The organism is Pseudomonas sp. LBUM1676 (assembly GCF_059695605.1).
Window position 1 is genome coordinate 4,039,752 of sequence record NZ_CP166777.1, and the last position, 20,430, is coordinate 4,060,181.

At 60.7% G+C, this 20,430-nt stretch carries 24 protein-coding genes; 5 read left to right on the forward strand and 19 right to left on the reverse strand.

The annotated features are described in order from the left end of the window. Positions 1–3: 3 nt before the first annotated feature. Positions 4–1,293, reverse strand: a complete 1,290-nt coding sequence (locus ACA041_RS18640) for an NAD(P)/FAD-dependent oxidoreductase (RefSeq protein ID WP_497435449.1) — start codon at positions 1,291–1,293, stop codon at positions 4–6. A gap of 404 nt (positions 1,294–1,697) precedes the next feature. Next, positions 1,698–2,900: an NAD(P)/FAD-dependent oxidoreductase gene (locus ACA041_RS18645; RefSeq protein ID WP_497435453.1), complete on the reverse strand. Its 1,203-nt coding sequence runs from the start codon at positions 2,898–2,900 to the stop codon at positions 1,698–1,700. Positions 2,901–3,154: 254 nt separating this feature from the next. Between ACA041_RS18645 and ACA041_RS18650 the strand changes: the two genes are divergently transcribed. Continuing rightward, positions 3,155–3,724 carry an RrF2 family transcriptional regulator gene (locus ACA041_RS18650; RefSeq protein ID WP_497435455.1) on the forward strand — a complete coding sequence of 190 codons (570 nt, stop codon included), beginning with the start codon at positions 3,155–3,157 and terminating at the stop codon, positions 3,722–3,724. 3 nt (positions 3,725–3,727) lie between these two features. Here ACA041_RS18650 and ACA041_RS18655 read toward each other — a convergent pair whose 3' ends face one another. The 3 genes from ACA041_RS18655 to ACA041_RS18665 form a co-directional block, all read right to left on the reverse strand. Next, positions 3,728–4,063: a hypothetical protein gene (locus ACA041_RS18655; RefSeq protein WP_497435458.1), complete on the reverse strand. Its 336-nt coding sequence runs from the start codon at positions 4,061–4,063 to the stop codon at positions 3,728–3,730. A 72-nt stretch (positions 4,064–4,135) separates the two neighbouring features. Continuing rightward, on the reverse strand, positions 4,136–4,354 hold the full coding sequence (locus tag ACA041_RS18660) for a hypothetical protein (RefSeq protein ID WP_497435461.1): 219 nt from the start codon (positions 4,352–4,354) through the stop codon (positions 4,136–4,138). Between the two features lie 101 nt (positions 4,355–4,455). After that, positions 4,456–5,682, reverse strand: coding sequence for an RtcB family protein (locus ACA041_RS18665; RefSeq protein WP_497435463.1), 1,227 nt, complete (start codon positions 5,680–5,682; stop codon positions 4,456–4,458). A gap of 89 nt (positions 5,683–5,771) precedes the next feature. Here ACA041_RS18665 and ACA041_RS18670 point away from each other — a divergent pair, with 89 nt between their 5' ends. Continuing rightward, positions 5,772–6,023 carry a hypothetical protein gene (locus ACA041_RS18670; protein ID WP_497435464.1) on the forward strand — a complete coding sequence of 84 codons (252 nt, stop codon included), beginning with the start codon at positions 5,772–5,774 and terminating at the stop codon, positions 6,021–6,023. A gap of 31 nt (positions 6,024–6,054) precedes the next feature. Here ACA041_RS18670 and ACA041_RS18675 read toward each other — a convergent pair whose 3' ends face one another. After that, positions 6,055–6,258, reverse strand: a complete 204-nt coding sequence (locus ACA041_RS18675; protein ID WP_497435466.1) for an SPOR domain-containing protein — start codon at positions 6,256–6,258, stop codon at positions 6,055–6,057. 220 nt (positions 6,259–6,478) lie between these two features. On the opposite strand from ACA041_RS18675, the gene ACA041_RS18680 reads away from it, so the two are divergent. Then, positions 6,479–6,841, forward strand: a complete 363-nt coding sequence (locus ACA041_RS18680; RefSeq protein WP_497435469.1) for an NUDIX hydrolase — start codon at positions 6,479–6,481, stop codon at positions 6,839–6,841. Positions 6,842–6,854: 13 nt separating this feature from the next. On the opposite strand, the gene ACA041_RS18685 is transcribed toward ACA041_RS18680, so the two are convergent. From ACA041_RS18685 to ACA041_RS18720, 8 genes are all read right to left on the reverse strand, one after another. Further along, a complete protein-coding gene (locus ACA041_RS18685; RefSeq protein WP_497435472.1) occupies positions 6,855–7,628 on the reverse strand; it encodes a 1,6-dihydroxycyclohexa-2,4-diene-1-carboxylate dehydrogenase in 774 nt (257 codons plus the stop codon). Positions 7,629–7,635: 7 nt separating this feature from the next. After that, positions 7,636–8,649: a benzoate 1,2-dioxygenase electron transfer component BenC gene (gene benC, locus ACA041_RS18690; RefSeq protein WP_497435476.1), complete on the reverse strand. Its 1,014-nt coding sequence runs from the start codon at positions 8,647–8,649 to the stop codon at positions 7,636–7,638. Positions 8,650–8,659: 10 nt separating this feature from the next. Further along, positions 8,660–9,148: a benzoate 1,2-dioxygenase small subunit gene (gene benB, locus ACA041_RS18695; protein ID WP_497435480.1), complete on the reverse strand. Its 489-nt coding sequence runs from the start codon at positions 9,146–9,148 to the stop codon at positions 8,660–8,662. Beyond that, a complete protein-coding gene (gene benA / locus ACA041_RS18700; protein WP_497435485.1) occupies positions 9,145–10,509 on the reverse strand; it encodes a benzoate 1,2-dioxygenase large subunit in 1,365 nt (454 codons plus the stop codon). The genes benB and benA overlap by 4 nt, the downstream gene beginning before the upstream one ends. A gap of 266 nt (positions 10,510–10,775) precedes the next feature. Beyond that, positions 10,776–11,735, reverse strand: a complete 960-nt coding sequence (locus ACA041_RS18705) for an AraC family transcriptional regulator (protein WP_497435489.1) — start codon at positions 11,733–11,735, stop codon at positions 10,776–10,778. Positions 11,736–11,966: 231 nt separating this feature from the next. Beyond that, positions 11,967–12,896, reverse strand: coding sequence for a catechol 1,2-dioxygenase (catA, locus tag ACA041_RS18710; RefSeq protein ID WP_497435493.1), 930 nt, complete (start codon positions 12,894–12,896; stop codon positions 11,967–11,969). Between the two features lie 51 nt (positions 12,897–12,947). Beyond that, on the reverse strand, positions 12,948–13,238 hold the full coding sequence (gene catC, locus ACA041_RS18715; protein WP_497435497.1) for a muconolactone Delta-isomerase: 291 nt from the start codon (positions 13,236–13,238) through the stop codon (positions 12,948–12,950). A 10-nt stretch (positions 13,239–13,248) separates the two neighbouring features. Continuing rightward, positions 13,249–14,397, reverse strand: coding sequence for a muconate cycloisomerase family protein (locus ACA041_RS18720; protein ID WP_497435501.1), 1,149 nt, complete (start codon positions 14,395–14,397; stop codon positions 13,249–13,251). A 126-nt stretch (positions 14,398–14,523) separates the two neighbouring features. Between ACA041_RS18720 and ACA041_RS18725 the strand changes: the two genes are divergently transcribed. Then, complete coding sequence (locus ACA041_RS18725; RefSeq protein ID WP_497435505.1) at positions 14,524–15,408, forward strand: LysR family transcriptional regulator; 885 nt, start codon at positions 14,524–14,526, stop codon at positions 15,406–15,408. Positions 15,409–15,427: 19 nt separating this feature from the next. Here ACA041_RS18725 and ACA041_RS18730 read toward each other — a convergent pair whose 3' ends face one another. The 3 genes from ACA041_RS18730 to ACA041_RS18740 all read right to left on the reverse strand — a co-directional run bounded on the left by ACA041_RS18730 (position 15,428) and on the right by ACA041_RS18740 (position 17,456). Further along, a complete protein-coding gene (locus ACA041_RS18730) occupies positions 15,428–16,354 on the reverse strand; it encodes a polysaccharide deacetylase family protein (RefSeq protein ID WP_497435510.1) in 927 nt (308 codons plus the stop codon). 92 nt (positions 16,355–16,446) lie between these two features. Further along, positions 16,447–16,758 (reverse strand): AzlD domain-containing protein, encoded by a 312-nt coding sequence (locus tag ACA041_RS18735; RefSeq protein WP_462010208.1) that lies wholly within the window; start codon positions 16,756–16,758, stop codon positions 16,447–16,449. Continuing rightward, positions 16,758–17,456, reverse strand: a complete 699-nt coding sequence (locus ACA041_RS18740; protein WP_497435515.1) for an AzlC family ABC transporter permease — start codon at positions 17,454–17,456, stop codon at positions 16,758–16,760. The genes ACA041_RS18735 and ACA041_RS18740 overlap by 1 nt, the downstream gene beginning before the upstream one ends. Before the next feature lie 156 nt (positions 17,457–17,612). On the opposite strand from ACA041_RS18740, the gene ACA041_RS18745 reads away from it, so the two are divergent. Then, positions 17,613–17,987: a DUF2784 domain-containing protein gene (locus ACA041_RS18745; RefSeq protein WP_497442113.1), complete on the forward strand. Its 375-nt coding sequence runs from the start codon at positions 17,613–17,615 to the stop codon at positions 17,985–17,987. Positions 17,988–18,011: 24 nt separating this feature from the next. Here ACA041_RS18745 and ACA041_RS18750 read toward each other — a convergent pair whose 3' ends face one another. Both ACA041_RS18750 and ACA041_RS18755 read right to left on the reverse strand, forming a co-directional pair. Beyond that, positions 18,012–19,589 carry a sensor domain-containing diguanylate cyclase gene (locus ACA041_RS18750; protein ID WP_497435519.1) on the reverse strand — a complete coding sequence of 526 codons (1,578 nt, stop codon included), beginning with the start codon at positions 19,587–19,589 and terminating at the stop codon, positions 18,012–18,014. Positions 19,590–19,689: 100 nt separating this feature from the next. After that, positions 19,690–20,217 carry a DUF3087 domain-containing protein gene (locus ACA041_RS18755; RefSeq protein WP_497435522.1) on the reverse strand — a complete coding sequence of 176 codons (528 nt, stop codon included), beginning with the start codon at positions 20,215–20,217 and terminating at the stop codon, positions 19,690–19,692. Between the last annotated feature and the right edge of the window lie 213 nt (positions 20,218–20,430).

Here is a 20,430-nt window from a genome sequence, read left to right on the forward strand (position 1 = left end):
AATTCAAACGCTGTCGCGCAGCCGGTACCAGGCCTTGCCAATGGCTTCCAGGGGCGCTGCCATATACTTTCCGCCGGGGAAACTGCCGTTGATCAAACCCTGATACAACGCCAGCTCGTCCGGCTGCCCCAGGATGGCGTCGGACACTGCACGGGCCGCGGCCAACGTCGGCAGTACGCCGTGCCCGGAATAGCCCTGCAGCCAGTAAAGATCCCCCCGTCGACCGATGTCCGGCGTACGCTTGAGGGTGAGGTCGATGTGCCCGCCCCAGGCAAACTCCAGCTCGACGCCCTTGAGTTGGGGGAACACACGCTCAAGACAAGGCCGGGTCGCCGCGGCGATGTCCCGGGGCATTCCCCCCAGATAAGTGCAGCCACCGCCGAACAGCAGGCGGTGGTCCGGGGTGCGACGGAAATAATCGAGCACAAACTGATTGTCGGTGACGCACACATTGCCCGGTAACAGCGCGCTCGCCTGCTGTTCCGTAAGCGGCGCCGTGGCCACCTGGTAGGTACCGACCGGCAGTACGCAACTCGACAGCTTCGGATCAAGCCGATCCAGATAAGCATTGCACGCCAGCACCGACACATCGGCCCGAACCCGGCCATGCTCAGTGGTGACCACGTACCGATTGCCCTCTTCGCGATAACTCAGGGCTTTACTTTGCTCATGAATCCTTCCACCGGCCCGTTCGATCGCGGCAGCCAGGCCGAGTGCCAGTTTCAGTGGGTTCAGGTGCCCGCCTTCAGGATCAAACAGGCCCGCCTGGTAGCGTTCACTGGCGACCCATTGCGGCAACTGCGCCCGCGGTATGAACTGCAACCCATCGTGGCCCCACTTGTGGCTGGCTTCATGCTGCCACTCGCTGAGCAGTTTTACCCGTCGCGGCATCACCGAGGTCCAGAGATGGCCAGCCCGATAGTCACAATCGAAATCATGCCGTGCCGGTAACGCGCGCAACTCCCGCGCCGCCCAGCGCATGCCCTCCCACAGGCGCAGCGCCCGCTCATGGCCCAGCGCCGCCTCCAGCGGCGGCATGTCGCACGACCAACCGAGAATGGCCTGACCGCCATTTCTCCCCGACGCCGCCCACGCCACCCGGCTGGCTTCCAGCACGGTCACGCGCTTGCCGGCCAGGGCCAGGCGCAAAGCGGTATGCAGGCCACTGAAGCCGGCGCCGATGACCAACACATCGGTGTCCTGCTCCCCTTCGAAGACCGCTCGATCCACTAACCGATCCGCGCAGCTGTGGGCGTAGTAACTGTCGACATGCCGGGTAGAGTGTTGAAACATGCAAGCCTCGTGAAATTTTATACTTATAATTTCATGAAAAAATACAGATTAAATTTCACAACTGCAACCTTTCAACCGGAAAAAAGGGTATTCATGCAATCCTGGAAAAAAACCGATGACGCCCTACCTGTAGGAGCCAGCTTGCTGGCGAAGGACTCCAGTGCGCCGCGTTTAACCAGAGCGCACGCGTTATCGTTAACGTTCATCGCGGGCAAGCCTCGCTCCTACAGTCAGGCCGGCTGTCAGGCCGCCTTCGTAGGCAGGCAGCTCCTGCAAGAGCCGCGTTCGAGTCGAAAATAAAGCGACCTCCAATCCAGTGAACGCTGCAAAAAAAATCCCGCCCCGGAAAACCGGGCGGGATTTTTAACAGCAGGCAGCGCCTTCAAGACAACGCCAATAACCTCTCAAGCGATCGGGATCAGCGGATCCGCTGCAGCCCATGCCGCTTCGCGATTGGCCGCCGGGGGGTAGATCCATTGGATGTTGATCTGCGTCTTGAGCGACTTGCCTTCCTGCTTGACCAGCTTCACCTGACGATCCCAACCTTCGGTGTACACCGCGCCCCAGGCCCCCAGGTCCAGACAGGTCACGTATTTGGGCTGACGGTACGGCGTCGGGTCCACGCCCAGAATCTGCGCGGCGACGTTGTTACCGGCATGGCGCCCCAACATGATGGCGTGCTGGCAGGTCATCAAGGCGTAGTTGCCGATGTCGTCAGTGGCAGCATAAGCGACATCGCCGGTGGCAAAGATATCGTCCTGGCCGATGACTTTCAGATGGCTGTCCACGTGCAGGCGGCCCAGATGATCGCGTTCGCCGGGGATCTGCTCGGTCAGTGAGCTGGCGCGCACACCGGTGGTCCAGATCACGGTCCTGGCATCGATACGCTGGCCGTCACTCAGGTTGACCCCGTTGGCGTCGATGGAGACTACCGAGGCCTTCAAATGCCATTTGACCCCGGTCTCGAGACTGGCCTCTTCGATCGACTTGGCGATTTCGGCGCCCATGGAGCCACCGATCTTGTCGCCGCGATCGACGATGATCACTTCGATATCGGCCTCGTCACCCAGGATTTCCCGCAGGCGTGCCGGCATTTCAGTTGCGGTTTCGATCCCGGTGAAGCCACCGCCGGCTACCACCACCGTGTTGCGGCCTTTGTCTTGCGGCAGGTTGACCAGCGACTTGAGGTGGTTTTCCAGGCGTACGGCCTGTTCGATCTGGTCGACGTCAAATGCATGTTCGTTCACACCCGGGGTGTTGGACTGTGCCAGGCGGCTGCCGGTGGCCAGAACGAGTTTGTCGTAGCTGCACACTTGTTGGGTGCCCGAAGCATCGACGTAACCCACACGCTTTTCCCGCACGTCGATGGTTTGCGCGGCGCCCTGGATGAACTTGACGCCAACCGCATCGAACAGCTCGCCGATCGGCGCCGCCAGTCGATGCGCGTTCGGTTCATAGAAGCGCGGGCGAACGCGCAGCTCGGCCTGGGGCGCCAATACGGTGACCTCAACGTCGTTGTGAGCATGAATATCGAACAGGCGGGTCGCGCTCAAAGCCGTCCACATACCACCGAAACCTGCGCCGATTACCAGAACGTGCTGTTTCATTTTCAACTCCGGGGGAAGACCAAATGATGAATTCGCAAGTGGTCGCACGCTTGTCAGTGCCGACCGAACAACTACGACTCTATTGATCCTAGTTATTTCGCGCAATCTGTTTTTATTGATGGTTGCTATCGATTGCCTTGATTTCTCGAAACCCACGAAACCATGGCTCGCTCTGATAGCGAGGTCGAATGAGGCTCATTGCCTGACCTTCGTCCAGCTGATAACATTTACGACAATACTAGTCGGAGATTCCAATGTCTCTTTACAGCGCAGGCGTCGAGTACGGCATTCATTGCCTGATTTTTCTGGTGGGCAACCACGGGGACACCCGGGAGGCGAGCGTGCGCGACCTTGCCGAGCTGCAAGGCGTGCCTCTGGACTATCTGGCAAAAATCTTCACCAAACTGGCCAAGGCAAAACTGGTGGTGGCCACCGAGGGGGTGCGCGGCGGGTTCAAGCTGGCCCGGCCTTCTGACGAAATCAGCGTGCTCGATATCGTCAATGCCATCGACGGCCAGAAGCTCATCTTTGATTGCCGCGAGATTCGCGGGCGTTGCGCGTTGTTCGAAGGCGCGACGCCCGACTGGGCGGTGGCAGGTCCGTGCGCGGTCCATGCGGTGATGATGACTGCACAGAAACGTATGGAGGAAGCCCTTGCCCAGCAGACCATCCTGGATCTGGCGCGCAAGGTCGGACGCAAAGCCCCGCCGGAATTTGGCGTGCAGGTGGAAAACTGGATGAGTGATCGCAGGGAAAAGAAAAGTGGCGCAAACCCTCAGGCAAGCGACGACAAACTCATCCAGGTAACGGAAATCTCCGGCTGAATCCTACAAACAGTCGCGCACCGCCTGGCGCAACGCCCCCGACTTGGCCCAGGGCGGTCCCTGATACAGCGATACGCGACTGCCGTCTTTGGATTTCACGATATCGACGATCTCGTCGGCCGTGATGATGCTCGGCGCCGTGATCCGGTAGCCATTGGAAATCCCCGCTTGAGTCGAGTTTGGGACCTCTCGCTGCCACGCCGGCAGGATGCATGCGGCGTAGTCTTTTGGCACTTTTTCACTGTACTTGCTGACATTCGGTTCACCTGGCACCACTGACGCGGGCAACGAACAGCCCGCCAGCAATGCCACCCCCAACCCCCCGATCAACATCCGCATGACGCGTCCCTTTCCTGAAAAAAGACGCAATGTAGCGCGTCGCCGGCCAGACATCCATCCATTGAAGCGGACTCACTGAGGAGCATTTGTATCGCCGGACTCCGGATATGATCTGGCGTTCAGATAGGTCATCCACCGTTCGTAGGCTTCGTGCTGCCATTGAGTGACCCGTTCCCATTCCGGGCCGCTGAGCTGATGAGCGGAAATAAGCTTCATCATTTCCGTGGTGGCCGCGTCCAGATCGACGATCAGCTCATGGGCGTGAAATCTGAAATCATCCGTAGTCGTCATTTTGAAGTGGCCTCGTCGCGGCGAAAAAGTGGCTACTTCAGTACGACACCAACCTGGCAAATTCGCGTTATTTTCCCGACAGATGGAAGCACCTTTCATCCTCAGCCTTTTACGCAGACCACCTGGCGCAGGGTGTGCACCACTTCCACCAACTCGCGCTGTGCCTGCATGACCTTGTCGATATCCTTGTAGGCCATCGGAATTTCATCGATCACTGAAGCGTCCTTGCGGCATTCCACATGGGCAGTGGCGCGGATCTGATCGTCGACGCTGTAGGTGTTTTTCGCTTTGGTGCGGCTCATGGTGCGCCCGGCTCCGTGGCTGCAGGAGCAGAACGATTGCTCGTTGCCCAGACCGCGAACGATGAAGCTTTTCGCCCCCATGGACCCGGGAATGATCCCCAACTCGCCTTTGTTCGCCGACACCGCGCCCTTGCGGGTTACCCACACGTTTTCCCCGAAGTGCCGCTCTTTTTGCACATAGTTGTGGTGGCAGTTGACGGCCTCCAGCGCGACCTCGAACGGTTTGCGAATCACTTGCCAAGCGGCCCCGATCACCGCCTGCATCATCAATGCGCGGTTTTGCCGGGCGAAATCCTGAGCCCAGCCCACCGCTTCGACGTAGTCCGCGAAATGCCGGCTGCCTTCCTTGAAATAAGCCAGGTCGCGGTCCGGCAGGTTGGCCAGGTGCTGACGCATGTCCGCCTGCGCCAACTGAATGAACAGATTACCAATGGCGTTACCGACGCCGCGCGAACCACTGTGCAACATGAACCAGACCTTGTCGGCCTCGTCCAGGCAGACCTCGATGAAATGATTACCGCTGCCCAGCGTGCCCAGATGCTGCCGGTTGTTGGTGCTGGCCAGTTTCGGGTACTTGGCAGTAATCGCCCTGAACCGCGGGTCCAGCGCCGCCCAGGCCTGATCGGCCTGCTTGGGGACGCTTTGCCACGAGCCTTCGTCGCGCCGACCGCGGCTTACCGTACGGCCGTGGGGTACGGCCTTTTCGATGGCGCTGCGCAGCGCATGCAGATTGTCCGGCAAGTCGCTGGCGGTCAGCGTGGTGCAGGCGGCAATCATGCCGCAACCGATGTCGACCCCGACGGCGGCCGGAATGATCGCGCCCACGGTGGGGATCACGCTGCCGATGGTGGAGCCTTTGCCCAGGTGCACGTCGGGCATGACCGCCAGGTGTTTGAAGATGAACGGCATCTTCGCGGTATTGATCAATTGCTGCCGGGCTTCGCTTTCGACCGGGACGCCCTCGGTCCAGAGCTTGATCGGCTTGCCGTCGCGCACTTCCAGCAGCTGATAGGTAGAGGCTTGCATGATGGTGTCCACTCGGGATCAGACGAACAAAACGCTCCCCGGCCGAAATGGGACTAAAATTTCGTAGCGGAGATAATCAGGAGGTCATTATGTGGCTTAACGAATCCGAAAACGAACTTCGGCGCGACCTGCAAAGCGTTGCCTCGGACCTGAGATGGTCGGCGGTGGAGCTTTTGCGTATAGCGGAGCAGTTGCGCCAGGCGGGCAATGACGTCGATGCACAGGCAGCGCTGCGGCTGTGCGACCTGTTTCAGGGCGATGAACAACGATTGGCAGGCTATGCCGAAGAGGTGAAGGCCAAGGCCATCAGTCGAAAAGAGCACAATCCGCCACAGAAATGACAAGCCCCGGCGAACCGGGGCTTGACGCACACTATTTATCCGTCTTCTGACTGGTGGCGGGCTTTTTCGCCCGGGGCTTGTAACCGGGAAGCGAGGCTGCGAAGGCCAGTGCCTCTTCCCTGCTGGCAAATGCGCCGAGCCGGTCACCCTGGGTGCAGACCCGCCATGGGCCATTGTTTACGCTGAGTACGTCATAACCGTTCATGTGCATCTTGTTGAGCATCGGAACACTCATGGTTACCTCCTTTTCGGCAGTGATCAGCCACCATTGACCTGATTACCTTACACCCGCCCCTCGGCCAAGTGCAGACCAGACGTCGCGCCAGCGTATGCACACGCATTGCACTTTCGATGGGCCCCACGACTCCAACCTCTCAAGCACCGGCCTGAGCGCACTTCGGCGCGCATATTGCATTTTTAAGACTGTTTTATGACAACCGGCGGTAAAGTGACTTATGAAAGTACGCGCAACAGTCATCTGTGAACAGGACCGGCATATTCTCCTGGTGCGCAAGCCAAGGAGTCGCTGGACGCTGCCTGGTGGCAAGGTCGAGCCCGGTGAAACCGTCGCTAGCGCGGCCATGCGCGAACTTCAGGAAGAAACCGGGCTGGGGGTCAAGGGTCTGCTGTATCTGATGGAACTGCAAACAGGCAACACCCGGCACCACGTCTACGAGGCCTGGGTGGTGAATCCCGCTGAGGCTCGGCCACAAAACGAAATCTTCGACTGCATCTGGTATCCGCTGGAAGCCATACCCAACCTGGACACCAGCGACGCCACGCGTGCAATCGTCAGAGCGTTCCAGCGTCGCCTTTAGCGGTCGGGACCTGTCAGCCCTGGTCGCCACCGCCGACCGGCAGGGTCAAGCCGGTGATGTAGGACGCTTCGTCGCTGGCCAGAAACAGGATGGCGCCGGCCTGTTCATCGAGCGTGCCGTAGCGTTTCATCAAACTGCTGTCGAGGGTCTGGTCGACGATCTGCTGATACCACACCTTCTCTTCGGCACTTTGTTCGGCGGCGTTGCGCGGGATCGCCCGCGGCGGCGCATCGGTACCACCGGGGGCGGTGGCATTGACCCGAATCCCGCGACCGGCGGTTTCGAACGCCAGGCAAGCAGTCAGTGCATTCACCGCGCCCTTTGCCGCACCGTATGGCACGCGATTGACACTGCGGGTGGCGATGGACGACACGTTGACGATAGCGCCACTGCCCTGTTCAAGCATGAACGGCAGCGCGGCATGGCAGCACCACAGCGTCGGGAACAGCGAACGACGCACTTCGGCTTCGATCTGGTCGGCTTCGTAGTGTTCGAAAGGCTTGGCCCAGATCGTGCCGCCGACGTTGTTCACCAACACATCCAGGCGGCCAAAGCGCTCGACGGCGGCTTGCATCACCCGACTGCATTCGGCGTATTGCTCGAGATCGGCGGTCAGCGCCAGCACCTGGCTGTGTTGCCCCAACGCCTCCTGCACTTCGAACACCAGGTCGGAGCGATCCACCAGGATCAACTGCGCCCCTTCGGCCGCCATGCGCTCGGCAACCCGGCGCCCGATGCCCTGGGCGGCACCGGTAATCAGCGCGACTTTTTCGTGAAATCTGTTCATGTGTACCTCATGCCGCGCTGGCGGCAAATTTCTCGTAGTAGAAGTTCGCCGGCGCGATGCCTTGTTCGCGAATGAACTGGCTGACCGCTTCGACCATCGGCGGTGGGCCGCACAGGTAGACGTCGACGTCGCCATCGTTCAAATGTCTGGGCTCGATGTGCTGGGTCACGTAGCCCTTGAGCGGGTGCTGGCTGTCGGGGCTGGCGACGCAGGCGCTGAAGCTGAAGTTCGGAATGCGTGCGGCGAAGGCTTCCAGCCGATCCATTTCCACCAGGTCGAAATCGTTGGTCACACCGTAGATCAGATGCAGCGGATGCTCACTGCCCTGCTCGGCGATTTTATCCAGCATCGCGGTGAACGGCGCCAGGCCGGTGCCGCCGGCCAGCAGCAACAACGGACGGCGGATGTCGCGCAGATAGAAGCTGCCCAACGGCCCGGCCAGACTCATGCTGTCGCCGGCCTTGGCCATGCCGGTGAGGAAGCTGCTCATCAGGCCGCCAGGGACGTTGCGAATCAGGAAGCTGACTTCGCCATCGCGCTGCAACGAGCTGAACGAATAGGCGCGGGTCTGCTCGCTGCCGGGTATCCCCAGGTTCACATACTGCCCCGGCAGGAACGCCAGTTTGCTCAAGGCCTCGCCCTTGATCGACAGCGCGATGGTGCTGTCGGACAACTGGCGCACGGCGCTGATGGTGGCGTCGTAGCTGGCCTGACGGGTGCGGCAGACTTGCGAGGAGGTCGGTACGCGGACCACGCAATCGCTCAGGGCGCGCATCTGGCAGGTCAGGACAAAACCTTGCTCGGCCTCGTCACTGCTGAGGGCGTCTTCGATGTATTCCTCACCCAGGTCGTAGCGACCGGCTTCGGCGAAACATTTGCAAGTGCCGCAGGCGCCGTCACGGCAGTCCAGTGGAATGTTGATGCCCTGGCGATACGCGGCGTCGGCCACGGTTTCGCCGGCATTGGCGTCGATAAAGCGGGTGACGCCGTCTTCGAAATTGAACGCGATGGAATGAGTCATGCCGGCAGCCTCACAAATGGTAAACATCGATGACCTGGCGAACGTAGTCGTTCTTCAGGATCACTTTCTTGGCCTTGATCAGCGGATTCTCGCCGCGCACATCCAGGGTGTAGAAACTGCTGCCGAAATAGCTGTCGACGGTCTTGTAGCGAAAGCTCAGGGTGTGCCAGTTGAAGCGCACCTTGCACAGTCCGTCGGCTTGTTCCAGCAGCTCGATGTTGCTGATGTTGTGGGAGGTGCGAGTGTCCGGCATGGTGGCGCTGGAGCGCTCGGTCTTGATGCGGAAGACGCGGTCTTCCAGGCCGGTGCGGTTGCCGTACCAGATCAGCGAGATTTCCCGCTGCGGATCTTCGGTCAGCTCATCGTTGTCATCCCAGGACGGCATCCAGAAGGTTGCGTCCTGGGCGTACAACTCCAGCCATTGATCCCATTCCCGGTCATCGAGGTAGCGGGCTTCGCGGTAGAGGAAGTCGCGCACGGCTTCATAGGTGATCGTCATTGCACGGCCTCCACTGCAATCAGCTCGGACTGCTCTGCGGTCAAGGCCTTGAGCATGGTTTGCTGCCAGTACTTGTGCTGCAGCACGAACAGGCCTTCGTCTTCGGTACGTACGCCGCTGAGCAGCGGATGCAGATCGATTTCCTTCGCCGCCTCATCGGCGCCTTCGACCCAGTGCTCGGCACCACGGGACATGTCGTTCCAGGTGGTCACGCTGCCCTCATAACTGGTCTGGCAGGAACGGAATTCTTCCAGGTCGTCCGGAGTGGCCATGCCGCTGACGTTGAAGAAATCCTCGTACTGACGAATCCGGCTCGAACGCGCGGTGTCGCTCTCGCCTTTGGGGGCGATGCAGTAGATGGTGATTTCCGTGCGGTTGACCGAGATCGGCCGGGCGATGCGGATCTGCGAGCTGAACTGGTCCATCAGGTACACGTTCGGGTACAGGCACAAGTTGCGCGAGTTCTCGATCATCCAGTCGGCACGGGCCTTGCCGAAATCCTGGGCCAGCTCGTCACGGCGCTCGTACAGCGGGCGGTCCTCAGGGTTGGCCCAGCGGGTCCAGAGCAGCATGTGGCCCTTGTCGAAGGAGTAGAACCCGCCGCCCTGCTTGGCCCAGCTGCCGGCGCTCATGGTCGGATTGTCATCGCCGGCCTCGCGCTGCTTGCGCTGGTTCTGGGTCGCGGCATAGTTCCAGTGCACGGAGCTGACGTGGTAACCGTCGGCGCCGTTTTCGGCGGTGAGTTTCCAGTTGCCTTCGTAGATGTAGCTGGAGGAACCGCGCAACACTTCCAGGCCGTCGGCGGACTGGTCGACGATCATGTCAATGATCTTGGCCGACTCGCCCAGGTGCTCGACCAGCGGCACCACATCGGCCTTCAGGCTGCCGAACAGGAAGCCGCGATAGGATTCGAAACGCGCAACCTTGGTCAGGTCGTGGGAGCCTTCGCAGTTGAAGCTGGCCGGGTAGCCGGCTTCGGCCGGATCCTTGACCTTGAGCAGCTTGCCGGAGTTGTTGAAGGTCCAGCCGTGGAACGGGCAGGTGTAGGAGCTCTTGTTGCCGGACTTGTGCCGGCACAGCGTCGCGCCGCGATGGCTGCAGGCGTTGAGAAACGCATTGAGCACACCATCCTTGTTGCGCGCGATGAAGATCGACTGGCGCCCCATGGTGGTGGTGTAGAAGTCGTTTTTGTTGGGGATCTGGCTCTCGTGGGCGAGGTACAGCCAGTTGCCTTCGAAGATGTGTTTCATTTCGAGGTCGTAAAGGCGCGGGTCGGTGAACATCTCGCGCTTGCAGCGATAGATACCCTGCTCTGGATCGTCTTCAAGCAGGGATTGCAGGTATTCGGGTCGCAGGGTCATGGCCGCCGCCTCCATTGTTATTGTCAGGCAGGGCCATGCTAGGACGGGAGGGGGTGGCGGACTATCCGCTGGGTGCAGACCTGTATCCGTTTAGTGCAGAGGTCAATGCGGACATCGTAGGAGCCGGCTGCTGGCGAAAGGGAGCCACGCGGCCTATCAGACACACCACCTCCCCTGTAGGAGCCGGCTTGCTGGCGAATGGGGGCGACGCGGTGCATCAGATACACCGCGTCGTCCCGAATCGCCAGCAAGCCGGCTCCTACAGGTCAGTGCCGGCGTTTCAGGGTATCGGAGGGCAACTCGCCAAACTGCTTGCGGTAGTTGTCGGAGAACCGGCCCAGGTGCAGGAAGCCGTAATCCATGGCCACTTCCGTGACGTTGCGCACGTTGCAGGTCGGGTCGCTCAGGCAGGCATTGATGCGCTCGAGGCGTTTGTGCCGGATGTAATTCTTCGGCGTGGTGCCGGCGTTGCGTTCGAACAAGCCGTACAGCGAGCGCAGGCTCATCCGCGCCTGGCGGGCCAGCTCTTCGCTGTCGATGTCCTGCTTGAGGTTACGATCGATGTAGTCGGCAATCACCTCGAACGTGGCTGTCTGTGAGCCGAGACTGATCCGGCTGACATTGGTCTTCATCAGGCTGAGCATTTTGCTGACGATGATCTGCGCGTAGTGCTCTTGCACCTTGGGAATCTGCTCGGTGGCCTCGGCTTCCTGGCAAATCATCGCCAGCAGCCCGACAAACCCTTCCAGCTCATCGAGCTGATAACGGTTCTCCAGGAACCGCACGCCCTGCCCCGGGTACCGCCAGCGCTGCTCATCGCACACGGATTCGAGCAACGTTGTAGGGACCTTGAGGATGAATTTTTCGCAATCGTCGGAATACGTCAGGTCCACCGGATCATCGGGATTGATCAGTAGCAATTCGCCGGGGGCAAAGTAGTGTTCCTGACCGTGGCCGCGCCACAGGCAGTTGCCACGCAGCAATACCTGCAGGTGATAGATGCTTTCCAGCGCGCCGGAGGTGACCCGTACGCTGCCGCCGTAGCTGATGCGGCAGAGGTCGAGACTGGCAAATTTTCGGTGATTGAGGCTGGCCAGCGGTCGCCCGGCCCGAGGCATCAGGATGCAATGGTTACCGACATGCTGATTGACGTAGCCCGACACCGCGTAAGGATCGGCGTGGTCGAATATGGTGCTGCGCTGACTCAACAATTGCGATTGCATCATCGGGTCACTCTCGTTGTTGTTATAGGGTGCTTCGGGTCTTGCGGGGCAGTGCTTGCAAGGGTGTGTCAGTGGAGCGACCTGTGGGAGTGACTTGTGGGAGCGAGCCTGCTCGCGAAAGGCCCGTCAGCTTCAACATCAACGTTGACTGACATGCCGCTTTTGCGAGCAGGCTAGCTCCCACAGGTCGAGCCCACAGGTTATCTCGTGGCCCGGTTCCTCTGTCAGAGGATATCAGTCCTCGAGCGCGCGAACCCGCTCGTGACGCTGCTGTTCATCGGGTTGTGCGGACGACTGCAAGGTGAAATCGAAGTCGATTTCGGCAAAACGACCACGCACACCATGGGCAGCTGCACGCGCTTGATCGTCGCTGAAGGTGATTTTGGCGATCAGCTCGTCACGGGTGGCGTAGGCAAAGTCATCGTGCAGGTATTGATCGCCGTCGAGGTTGATCTGGGTGGTCAGGTGGCGATGATCCGGCGCGGAAATGAAGAAGTGGATATGCGCCGGCCGTTGACCATGACGGCCCAGTTGATCGAGCAGCTGTTGGGTCGGACCATCCGGCGGGCAGCCGTAGCCCGACGGCACGATGCTGCGGAAACGATAACGCCCCTCGGCATCGGTGACGATGCGCCGACGCAGGTTGAATTCCGACTGAGTGGTATCGAAGTAGGAATAGGTGCCGCCAGTGTTGGCGTGCCAGACATCCACAACCGCACCGGCCAGGGGTTGGCCGGCGGTGTTCTTGACCTGGCCCTGCATGAACAGCACCACGCCCGGGTCGACACCGTCATCCAGGCGCGCTTCGAAGTTCGACAGCGGCGCACCGGCCACGTACAGCGGGCCTTCGATGGTCCGCGGGGTGCCACCGGACTTGCCGGCCTGCTCGTCTTCGGCGTCCATCAACAGGTCGAGATAGTGTTCCAGGCCGATCCCGGCCACCAGCAAGCCTGCTTCCTGGCGCGCACCCAGCACGTTGAGGTAGTTGACGGCTTTCCAGAACTCTTCCGGCGTCACCGCCAGGTCTTCGATGATATTCACCGAATCACGCAGGATGCGGTAAACCAGGGCCTTGACCCGTGGGTTACCGGCTTCGTTGAACAGGCCGCTGGCCTCTTCGAGAAACTTCTGGGCGCTGGCAGTGTGGGAAATCTTGACGTTCATGGTGGTTCCTCATCTTGTAATTATAAGCGTGGCGAACTGAACAGGCTGGGTTCAGCGGTCATCCTCGCGGATCGAAGAAGGATGCCGGCACATCGCGGTGACTTCGATCGCCATGTAGGGATACAGCGGCAATTGCATCAGCAGGTCGTGCAGCTCCTGCACGCTGTCGACATCGAACACGCTGTAATTGGCATACAGCCCGGCGATGCGCCACAGGTGCCGCCACTTGCCCTGCTCTTGCAGGCGCTGGGCCAGGGCTTTTTCGTCAGCCTTGAGCCTGGCGGCGGATTCGGGATTCATGTCGACCGGCAGGTTCACGGTCATTTTTACGTGGAACAGCATGATGCTCTCCTCAGGCGTGATGAAGGACAGTGGATGATTTGTCGCGACGGAAAAACGCCAGGCGTTCTTCATCCAGACTAAGGCCCAGCCCCGGTGTTTTCGGCACGTGCAGCTCGAAATCGCGATAGACCAGCGGCTCGCTGAGAATATCCTCGGTCAGCAGCAATGGGCCGAACAGCTCGGTGTCCCAGGCCAGTTTGTTCAAGGTGATAAAGGCATGGGCCGAGGCCAGGGTGCCGACGCCACCTTCAAGCATGGTGCCGCCGTACAGGCCGATGCCAGCCGCTTCGGCGATGGCCGCGGTGCGCAACACGGCGCGGGGGCCACCATTCTTGGCAATCTTCAGGGCGAACACCGACGCCGCGCCTTCGCGCGCCAGGTTGAAGGCATCTTCAACGCATTCGATGGATTCGTCGGCCATGATCGGCGCCGGGCTCATGGCGTTCAGGCGCGCCATGCCGGCGCGGTTGTTGCGCGAGATCGGCTGTTCGATCAGATCGATGCCATTGGTGCCCAGAATCCTGCAGGCACGCAGCGCGACGGCTTCGTCCCAGGCCTGATTGACATCGACCCGCACGCTGGCACGATCGCCCAGGGCTTTCTTGATGGCGATGACGTGGCCCAGGTCGCGATTGACCTCGCCGGCACCGATTTTCAGCTTGAAGATCCGGTGGCGGCGCAGGTCGAGCATTTGCTCCGCTTCGGCGATGTCCTTGGCGGTGTCGCCACTGGCCAGGGTCCAGGCCACTGGCAAGGCATCACGCACGCGGCCGCCGAGCAATTCGCTGACCGGCAGGCCAAGACGCTTGCCTTGCGCGTCGAGCAACGCGGTTTCGATGCCGGACTTGGCGAAGGTGTTGCCGCGGATGCTGCGTTCCAGACGCAGCATCGCGGCGTTCACGTTGCTGCCATCCTGGCCCAGCAACAGCGGCGCAAAATGGCAGTCGATGTTGGTCTTGATACTTTCAGGGCTTTCGTTGCCGTATGCCAGGCCACCGATGGTGGTGGATTCGCCGATGCCTTCGATGCCGTCGGCGCAGCGCACACGAATGATCACCAGGGTCTGGTTCTGCATGGTATGCATCGCCAGCTTGTGCGGGCGGATGGTCGGCAGATCGACGATGATCGTCTCGATCGATTCAATGGCTGTTGCAAGCATGTCGATACCCGTCAGGTTCTTGAAGTTCTGATGTCGATTCTCGTACGGCTTTTTCCGGGCGGCCAATATAGAATTGGTCTGGCTTGATACCTTAAAGGTATTCAACCCCTCAAACCGGGAGGCTCCATGGAACTGCGTCACCTGCGTTACTTTCAGGTGTTGGCCAAAACCCTCAACTTCACCCGTGCCGCCGAGCTGCTGCACATCGCCCAACCGCCGCTGAGTCGACAGATCCAGCAACTGGAAGACGAACTGGGGGTCATGTTGCTGGAACGCGGGCGACCGCTGAAGCTGACCGACGCCGGGCGCTTTTTCCATGAGCACTCCAGCGCCCTGCTCGAACAGTTGGCCAAGGTGTGCGACAACACGCGACGGATCGGCCTGGGTGAAAAGACCTGGCTGGGCATCGGCTTTGCACCATCGACCCTTTATGGCGTGCTGCCGGAACTGATCCGCCGCTTGCGCAGCGGCGACCCACTGGAGCTTGAGCTGGGGCTCTCGGAAATGACCACCCTGCAACAGGTGCAGGCGCTCAAGGCCGGGCGTATCGACATCGGTTTCGGGCGAATCCGAATCGACGACCCGGCCATCATCCAGACCGTGCTTACCGAAGACCGCCTGGTGGCCGCCCTGCCCGCCGGTCACCCGTTGCTGGCCGGGCCCATCAGCCTGCGTGAACTGGCCAAAGAGCCCTTCGTGCTATACCCCGGCAACCCGCGGCCGAGCTACGCCGACCACGTGATTGCCTTGTTCGAATCCTATGGCGTGAGCATCCACGTGGCGCAATGGACCAACGAACTGCAAACCGCCATCGGGCTGGTGGGCGCAGGCATCGGCGTCACGCTGGTGCCGGCCTCGGTGCAACTGCTGCACCGCGACGACATCGGCTTCACCCCGCTGCTGGAAGACAACGCCACCTCGCCGATTATCCTCAGCCGGCGCGTGGGTGATGTATCGCCGGGGTTGAATCATTGTTTGCGGATGATTGAGGAGCTGTTGCCACTGGCCTGAAGCCGCGATGCCTCAGGCTTCAGCACATCGAAGGGCACGCGGTCGGCGCAGGCGCTGGCCTTTTCCAGAGCCAGTTCCAGATCCCCGGCAGTTCGACCGCCGCTGAACTGTCGCGAACGGTACGCGCCATGGCCGCGCGTTGCAGCGCTGCGGTATCGTCATAGAACGGCTTCTCTGCCATCTTCATACCGTTCGCACGGGCGCTGTCGAGAAGGATCTGCAGGTACTCCCGGGTATGGCGCGCGGTGTAGCGATTGAGATCGTGAAAGGTCACCACCACCGGAATCACGCCCTCCACCGTCGGCAGCTCGCCTCGGGCGATGCGTTCGCGGATTTCCGACAGTTGCCGCAGCATGTGGGCCCGTCGACGGGGGCTGGCGTTGAAACCCCAGATCTTGCCGTCATTGGCGCTCAGGTCGGTGAGCAGCAGATGCAGACCCTGTCGCTGATAAGCGGCAAAGGTGCGTGGGTCGTAGCTCCAGAATGGCGGACGCAGCAGCGTCGCTGGCGCCCCGGTGATCGCGGCAATGTCGGCGCTGCCGTTGCCCAGCGATTGCTCCAGTGCTGCTGCGTCCAGCGAGCGATGATTGCTGTGCCCGGGCGTGGCGGTGTGAAAGCCCAGAATGTGACCTTCGGCGTGTTCGCGCTGCATGATTGCACGCCCCAACTCGCTGCCGCCGGCCCGTGCGGCGCGGGTCTGGACAAAGAACACGGCCTTGATGTCTGGTTGCAGCGGATTGCGCGCCAGGCTGTCGAGCACGGTAACGGTTGGATTCCACCAGCTGGAAGCGCTGGGGCCGTCGTCAAAGGTCAGCAGAAAACGGATCGGCGCTTGTGCGCGCAGGCGTTGCTCGGTCTGCGGCGTCATTTCGATGGGCGCGGCGATGCACCCCAGCAGACCGACTGCGATGGCAAACGCCGATAGAACCTTGAACAACTGTTTCATGTTTCGCCCTGGGCCAGACCGTTGCGCCCGCACGTCTGAGCGGGCGCAGGTTGGATCAGGGTACCAGCGTAGAACAGATTCGGGCACCCGACTCAGAGCCACCAGCGCAGCAAAAAGAAAAAACCCATGCTCAACAGCATGCTGAGCAGCGTGTTGCGGGTGTAAAGCACCAGCCCCACCGCCACCAGCGAGCTGATCAGATAGGGATTGTCCCACTGCAGGTTCAGCTGTTTGTCCGGCATGAACACGATCGGTCCGCAGATCGCGGTCAGCATGCCTGGCACCGCAAAACCGAGGAATTGCCGGGCATTGCTGCTCAGGCGCAGCGGCAGCCGGGGTTCGAGAAACACGTAGCGATTGAGGAACACCAGGACCCCCATGCCGACAATCACCGCCCAGACCATCATGTGCGTTCCCCCTGGAATTTATTGCAGACAAAGCCCGCCATCATGCCCGCCAACCCTGACAGCACCAGCGCCGACCCCCATTGCCAATAGCTGAACAGCACCGAACAGAACAACGAAACCGCCACGCACACCACGGTCGGCACGTTGCGCACCACCGGCGTGATCAGGGCGATAAAGGTCGCCGCGATGGAGAAGTCCAGCCCCAGATGCTCCTGGCCGGGAATGCTGCTGCCGAGCACGATGCCGGCCAGGGTGAAGAGGTTCCAGGCGATGTAAAACGTCAGGCCGACGCCCAGGGCGTACCAGCGGTTGAACTGTTGTTTGTCATGCTGGCTGGTCAGGGCGAACAGCTCGTCGGTGAGCAAAAAGCCCAGCCCCACTCGCCAGCGACCCGGCAACGGCGAAATCACCGAACGCATGCTCATGCCGTAGAGCAAATGCTGGGAGGTCAACAGCAAGGTGGTCAGCAGAATCGAGAAGATCCCGGCCCCCCCCTTGAGCATGCCGATGGCCACCAGTTGCGCCGCACCGGCAAATACGATGCTCGACAGGCCTTGGCCCTGCAGGGGCGTGAGATTGGCCTCGATCGCCATGGAACCGGCCAGCAGCCCCCAGGGCGCGGTTGCCAGGGATAACGGCATGATCGCCGCGGCACCGCGCAAAAAGGCGCTGCGCGGCATGAGTGAATTGGACATAACGCTCTCGACCGGGGAAAGACCCCAGACTGTGCCAGCACTGGCGCTCGATGGCTTGAACAATCTTGCGCATTTGCTCGTCAGGCGTTGATTTTTCGCATGCGCAACCAGCCCGAGTACCATGGAGCCATTGGCATGACAGGTCAGGGGGTCGACATGCTGTACCGAATCGCCGCCGACGGGCTGGTGCTGTTTCACCTGCTGTTCATTCTGTTCGTGCTGTTGGGTGGACTGCTGGTGCTCAAGTGGCGCCACCTGATCTGGTGGCACCTGCCCGCCGCTGCGTGGGGCTTTTCGGTGGAAGTCCTGCACCTGCCCTGCCCGCTGACCGACTGGGAAAACCTCATGCGCCACGGGGCCGGGCAAACCGGCTATGGTGGCGGCTTCATCGAACATTACGTGTGGCCGGTCATTTACCCGGCGAGCCTGACGCCGGCGATCCAGCTGGGGCTGGGCGCCGTGGTGCTGGTGATCAACGTGCTGATTTATGTCCAGCTGATCAGACGTCGGAAATGGCGTCGGGCGTCCTGACGCCCCGCCTGGTGTGAGGGACACTCAGTTGGCAATCACGCTCATGTTCCGTCCGCTGGCCTTGGCGACATAAAGCGCCTTGTCCGCGGCGCTGACCAGATCGTTAGGCTGATCCAGCGAGGCGGTGTTGTAGGCGCAGACCCCCACGCTGACGGTGACCGTGCCCTCTAGACCCCCGCTATGGGTGATACCGGCCTGCTGTACGGCGCGACGGATTTTTTCCGCCACCAGGAACGCCCCCACGTAGTCGGTGCCGGGCAACACCACCGTAAACTCTTCACCGCCATAACGCGCCGCGAGGTCGCCGGGACGCTTGATGTTGTCACGGATGATCGTGCTGATGTTGCGCAGACACTCATCGCCGGCGACATGGCCGTAGAGGTCATTGAAGCGCTTGAAGTGATCGACATCGATGATCAGCAGTGCGAGGTGGGTCTGGTTGCGCCTGGCCCGGCCCATTTCCGCAAGGATGAACAGATCGAACTGACGCCGGTTGGACAGCCCCGTCAGCGCATCCTCCAGCGCCAGCAACTCCAGGCTGCGATTGACCTCGATCAGCTTTTCCTGGGCGTCGAGCAACACGCTCTGGACATGGTTCTGCTGCCTCATGAGACGAATCAGGCGGTAACCGAACACCCCCAGAAACCCGAGGAACAACGAAACGATGCCGGCACTGAGCAACACCTGTTCACGCCAGCCGGCCAACACTTCTTCCTTGTTCAGCGCGGCAAAGATGATCAGCGGATAGCCATCGACCCGGCGATACCCCACGACCCGCTCGATACCATCGACATAGGAGCGGACCGTTGCGGTGCCGGAGTCGCCCTTGGGCAACAGTTGCATGAACAGCGGCCCCTTGGCGACGCTGGTGCCGATTTCGGCTTCCTTGAACGGCCGGCGGACGACGATGCTGGCGTCGTCGGCGATCAGGTTGATTACGCCATTACCGCCCATATCGATGCTGTTGTAGAGCGCAAGGAAGTGGCTGAGATAGATCGATGCCAGCGCCACGCCGGCGAAGCTGCCATCCGGATGATTGATGCGGCGGGACACCGTCATGATCCATTCGCCGCTGGACCGGCTCTTGATGGACGGCCCGATGTGCGGCCCACGATCGGGATGATCACGGTGGAAGACGAAATATTCGCGGTCGGCGTTGTTCCCATTGGGCACGGCGGCGCCATTGGAATTGGCGATCCACCGACCTTTTTCGTCATAAATGAACAAGCCATGGAGCTGACGCAGCTCACTGCGCTGGCCCCGCAGCAAGCGCTCCAGCCCGGGCAGCCGGGCCTGGTCGATACCGTCGTTTTCGAGGCGATCGACCACGGTGAACAGCAGCGTGTCGGCTTGCTTGATCGACGCCTGTGCCTGCGAAGCCAGGGTCTGCGCAAGGTTGGACATCGCCACTTCCTTGTCCCGCAGATGGTACTGGCGCGAGTTCCAGGCTTCCCAGATCACGATGGCGGTCATCGCCAGGCACACTGCGATCAGCAGAAACACCGCGGAACGAACCTTGAGTCGGGCCACGGCCTGCTCGGGAACCAAAGGCACGCCGTGGCGCGCCTGCTCAATTCTATCTTTGACGGACGGATGCCCCATGACGCTCCCTGAATCCTTTTGAGCGGCGACCCATCCCGGTCGCCGTTGTTTTTATCCGATGGCTCTGTTCACTATGGTACCGATTTTGCCCGGCACAGGCTTACTTCGATGCCTGCTTCAGCGCCTCGATCCAGGCCGGATTCAACCGCGTCTGTTCGGTGTCGATGCCCAGCGCTTGCATCCGCGCCTTGTGTTGATCCATCTCACGCGTCAACTGGCTGTGATCACTGGAGTTACCGTCCAGCTCGTGCATCTGGCTCAACCCCAAATGATAGAAGCGCAAGAGCTTCATCGCCTGCGGATCGTCCTTCTCCACCGCTGCCGTGACCTGATGCATGACGTTGGTGATGCTCATCAGGCTGCGCTTGAGCTGCCAGCCATAGACGGCCGGTGCCATCCACTCCTGGGTCCAGAATGTGCTGCGCATCAACGCGACCATCAGCAGCACCGCCACGAATACCCCCCCGACATTGAAGCGCAGGTTGTCCCCATCGGGCTCGCCGAACAGCGTCACCGCCGCGGTGGACAGCGCCATTGCCAGCGCCAGGAAAATCAGGGCGATGATCACTGTGCTGCGGCGTGTCTGCCGTCGATAGGTTTCAGCATTCTTCGGCTGGATTTCGAACATTGCGTACGGTTTCCTTCGGACATTGGCAAAAAGTATGCGGGGCATTATCGCCTCTGCGAGGGATTTAGCTATGCTGGGGCTTCTATTCATCTTTTTATCGTCAAACGGGAAAATGGCGATCCAGCGCAGTTCGTGCCATCTTCTTTTATGGATACATACTATTCGGATGCCATTTTGTCCTCCCTTGGACGGATGACATCGTTTTAAGGATCA

Coding starts and splice junctions, on each gene's coding strand:
- ACA041_RS18640 (WP_497435449.1), bottom strand. CDS start 1,293: ATGTTTCAACACTCTACCCGGCATGTCGACAGTTACTACGCCCACAGC.
- ACA041_RS18645 (WP_497435453.1), bottom strand. CDS start 2,900: ATGAAACAGCACGTTCTGGTAATCGGCGCAGGTTTCGGTGGTATGTGG.
- ACA041_RS18650 (WP_497435455.1), top strand. CDS start 3,155: ATGTCTCTTTACAGCGCAGGCGTCGAGTACGGCATTCATTGCCTGATT.
- ACA041_RS18655 (WP_497435458.1), bottom strand. CDS start 4,063: ATGCGGATGTTGATCGGGGGGTTGGGGGTGGCATTGCTGGCGGGCTGT.
- ACA041_RS18660 (WP_497435461.1), bottom strand. CDS start 4,354: ATGACGACTACGGATGATTTCAGATTTCACGCCCATGAGCTGATCGTC.
- ACA041_RS18665 (WP_497435463.1), bottom strand. CDS start 5,682: ATGCAAGCCTCTACCTATCAGCTGCTGGAAGTGCGCGACGGCAAGCCG.
- ACA041_RS18670 (WP_497435464.1), top strand. CDS start 5,772: ATGTGGCTTAACGAATCCGAAAACGAACTTCGGCGCGACCTGCAAAGC.
- ACA041_RS18675 (WP_497435466.1), bottom strand. CDS start 6,258: ATGAGTGTTCCGATGCTCAACAAGATGCACATGAACGGTTATGACGTA.
- ACA041_RS18680 (WP_497435469.1), top strand. CDS start 6,479: ATGAAAGTACGCGCAACAGTCATCTGTGAACAGGACCGGCATATTCTC.
- ACA041_RS18685 (WP_497435472.1), bottom strand. CDS start 7,628: ATGAACAGATTTCACGAAAAAGTCGCGCTGATTACCGGTGCCGCCCAG.
- benC (WP_497435476.1), bottom strand. CDS start 8,649: ATGACTCATTCCATCGCGTTCAATTTCGAAGACGGCGTCACCCGCTTT.
- benB (WP_497435480.1), bottom strand. CDS start 9,148: ATGACGATCACCTATGAAGCCGTGCGCGACTTCCTCTACCGCGAAGCC.
- benA (WP_497435485.1), bottom strand. CDS start 10,509: ATGACCCTGCGACCCGAATACCTGCAATCCCTGCTTGAAGACGATCCA.
- ACA041_RS18705 (WP_497435489.1), bottom strand. CDS start 11,735: ATGATGCAATCGCAATTGTTGAGTCAGCGCAGCACCATATTCGACCAC.
- catA (WP_497435493.1), bottom strand. CDS start 12,896: ATGAACGTCAAGATTTCCCACACTGCCAGCGCCCAGAAGTTTCTCGAA.
- catC (WP_497435497.1), bottom strand. CDS start 13,238: ATGCTGTTCCACGTAAAAATGACCGTGAACCTGCCGGTCGACATGAAT.
- ACA041_RS18720 (WP_497435501.1), bottom strand. CDS start 14,397: ATGCTTGCAACAGCCATTGAATCGATCGAGACGATCATCGTCGATCTG.
- ACA041_RS18725 (WP_497435505.1), top strand. CDS start 14,524: ATGGAACTGCGTCACCTGCGTTACTTTCAGGTGTTGGCCAAAACCCTC.
- ACA041_RS18730 (WP_497435510.1), bottom strand. CDS start 16,354: ATGAAACAGTTGTTCAAGGTTCTATCGGCGTTTGCCATCGCAGTCGGT.
- ACA041_RS18735 (WP_462010208.1), bottom strand. CDS start 16,758: ATGGTCTGGGCGGTGATTGTCGGCATGGGGGTCCTGGTGTTCCTCAAT.
- ACA041_RS18740 (WP_497435515.1), bottom strand. CDS start 17,456: ATGTCCAATTCACTCATGCCGCGCAGCGCCTTTTTGCGCGGTGCCGCG.
- ACA041_RS18745 (WP_497442113.1), top strand. CDS start 17,613: ATGCTGTACCGAATCGCCGCCGACGGGCTGGTGCTGTTTCACCTGCTG.
- ACA041_RS18750 (WP_497435519.1), bottom strand. CDS start 19,589: ATGGGGCATCCGTCCGTCAAAGATAGAATTGAGCAGGCGCGCCACGGC.
- ACA041_RS18755 (WP_497435522.1), bottom strand. CDS start 20,217: ATGTTCGAAATCCAGCCGAAGAATGCTGAAACCTATCGACGGCAGACA.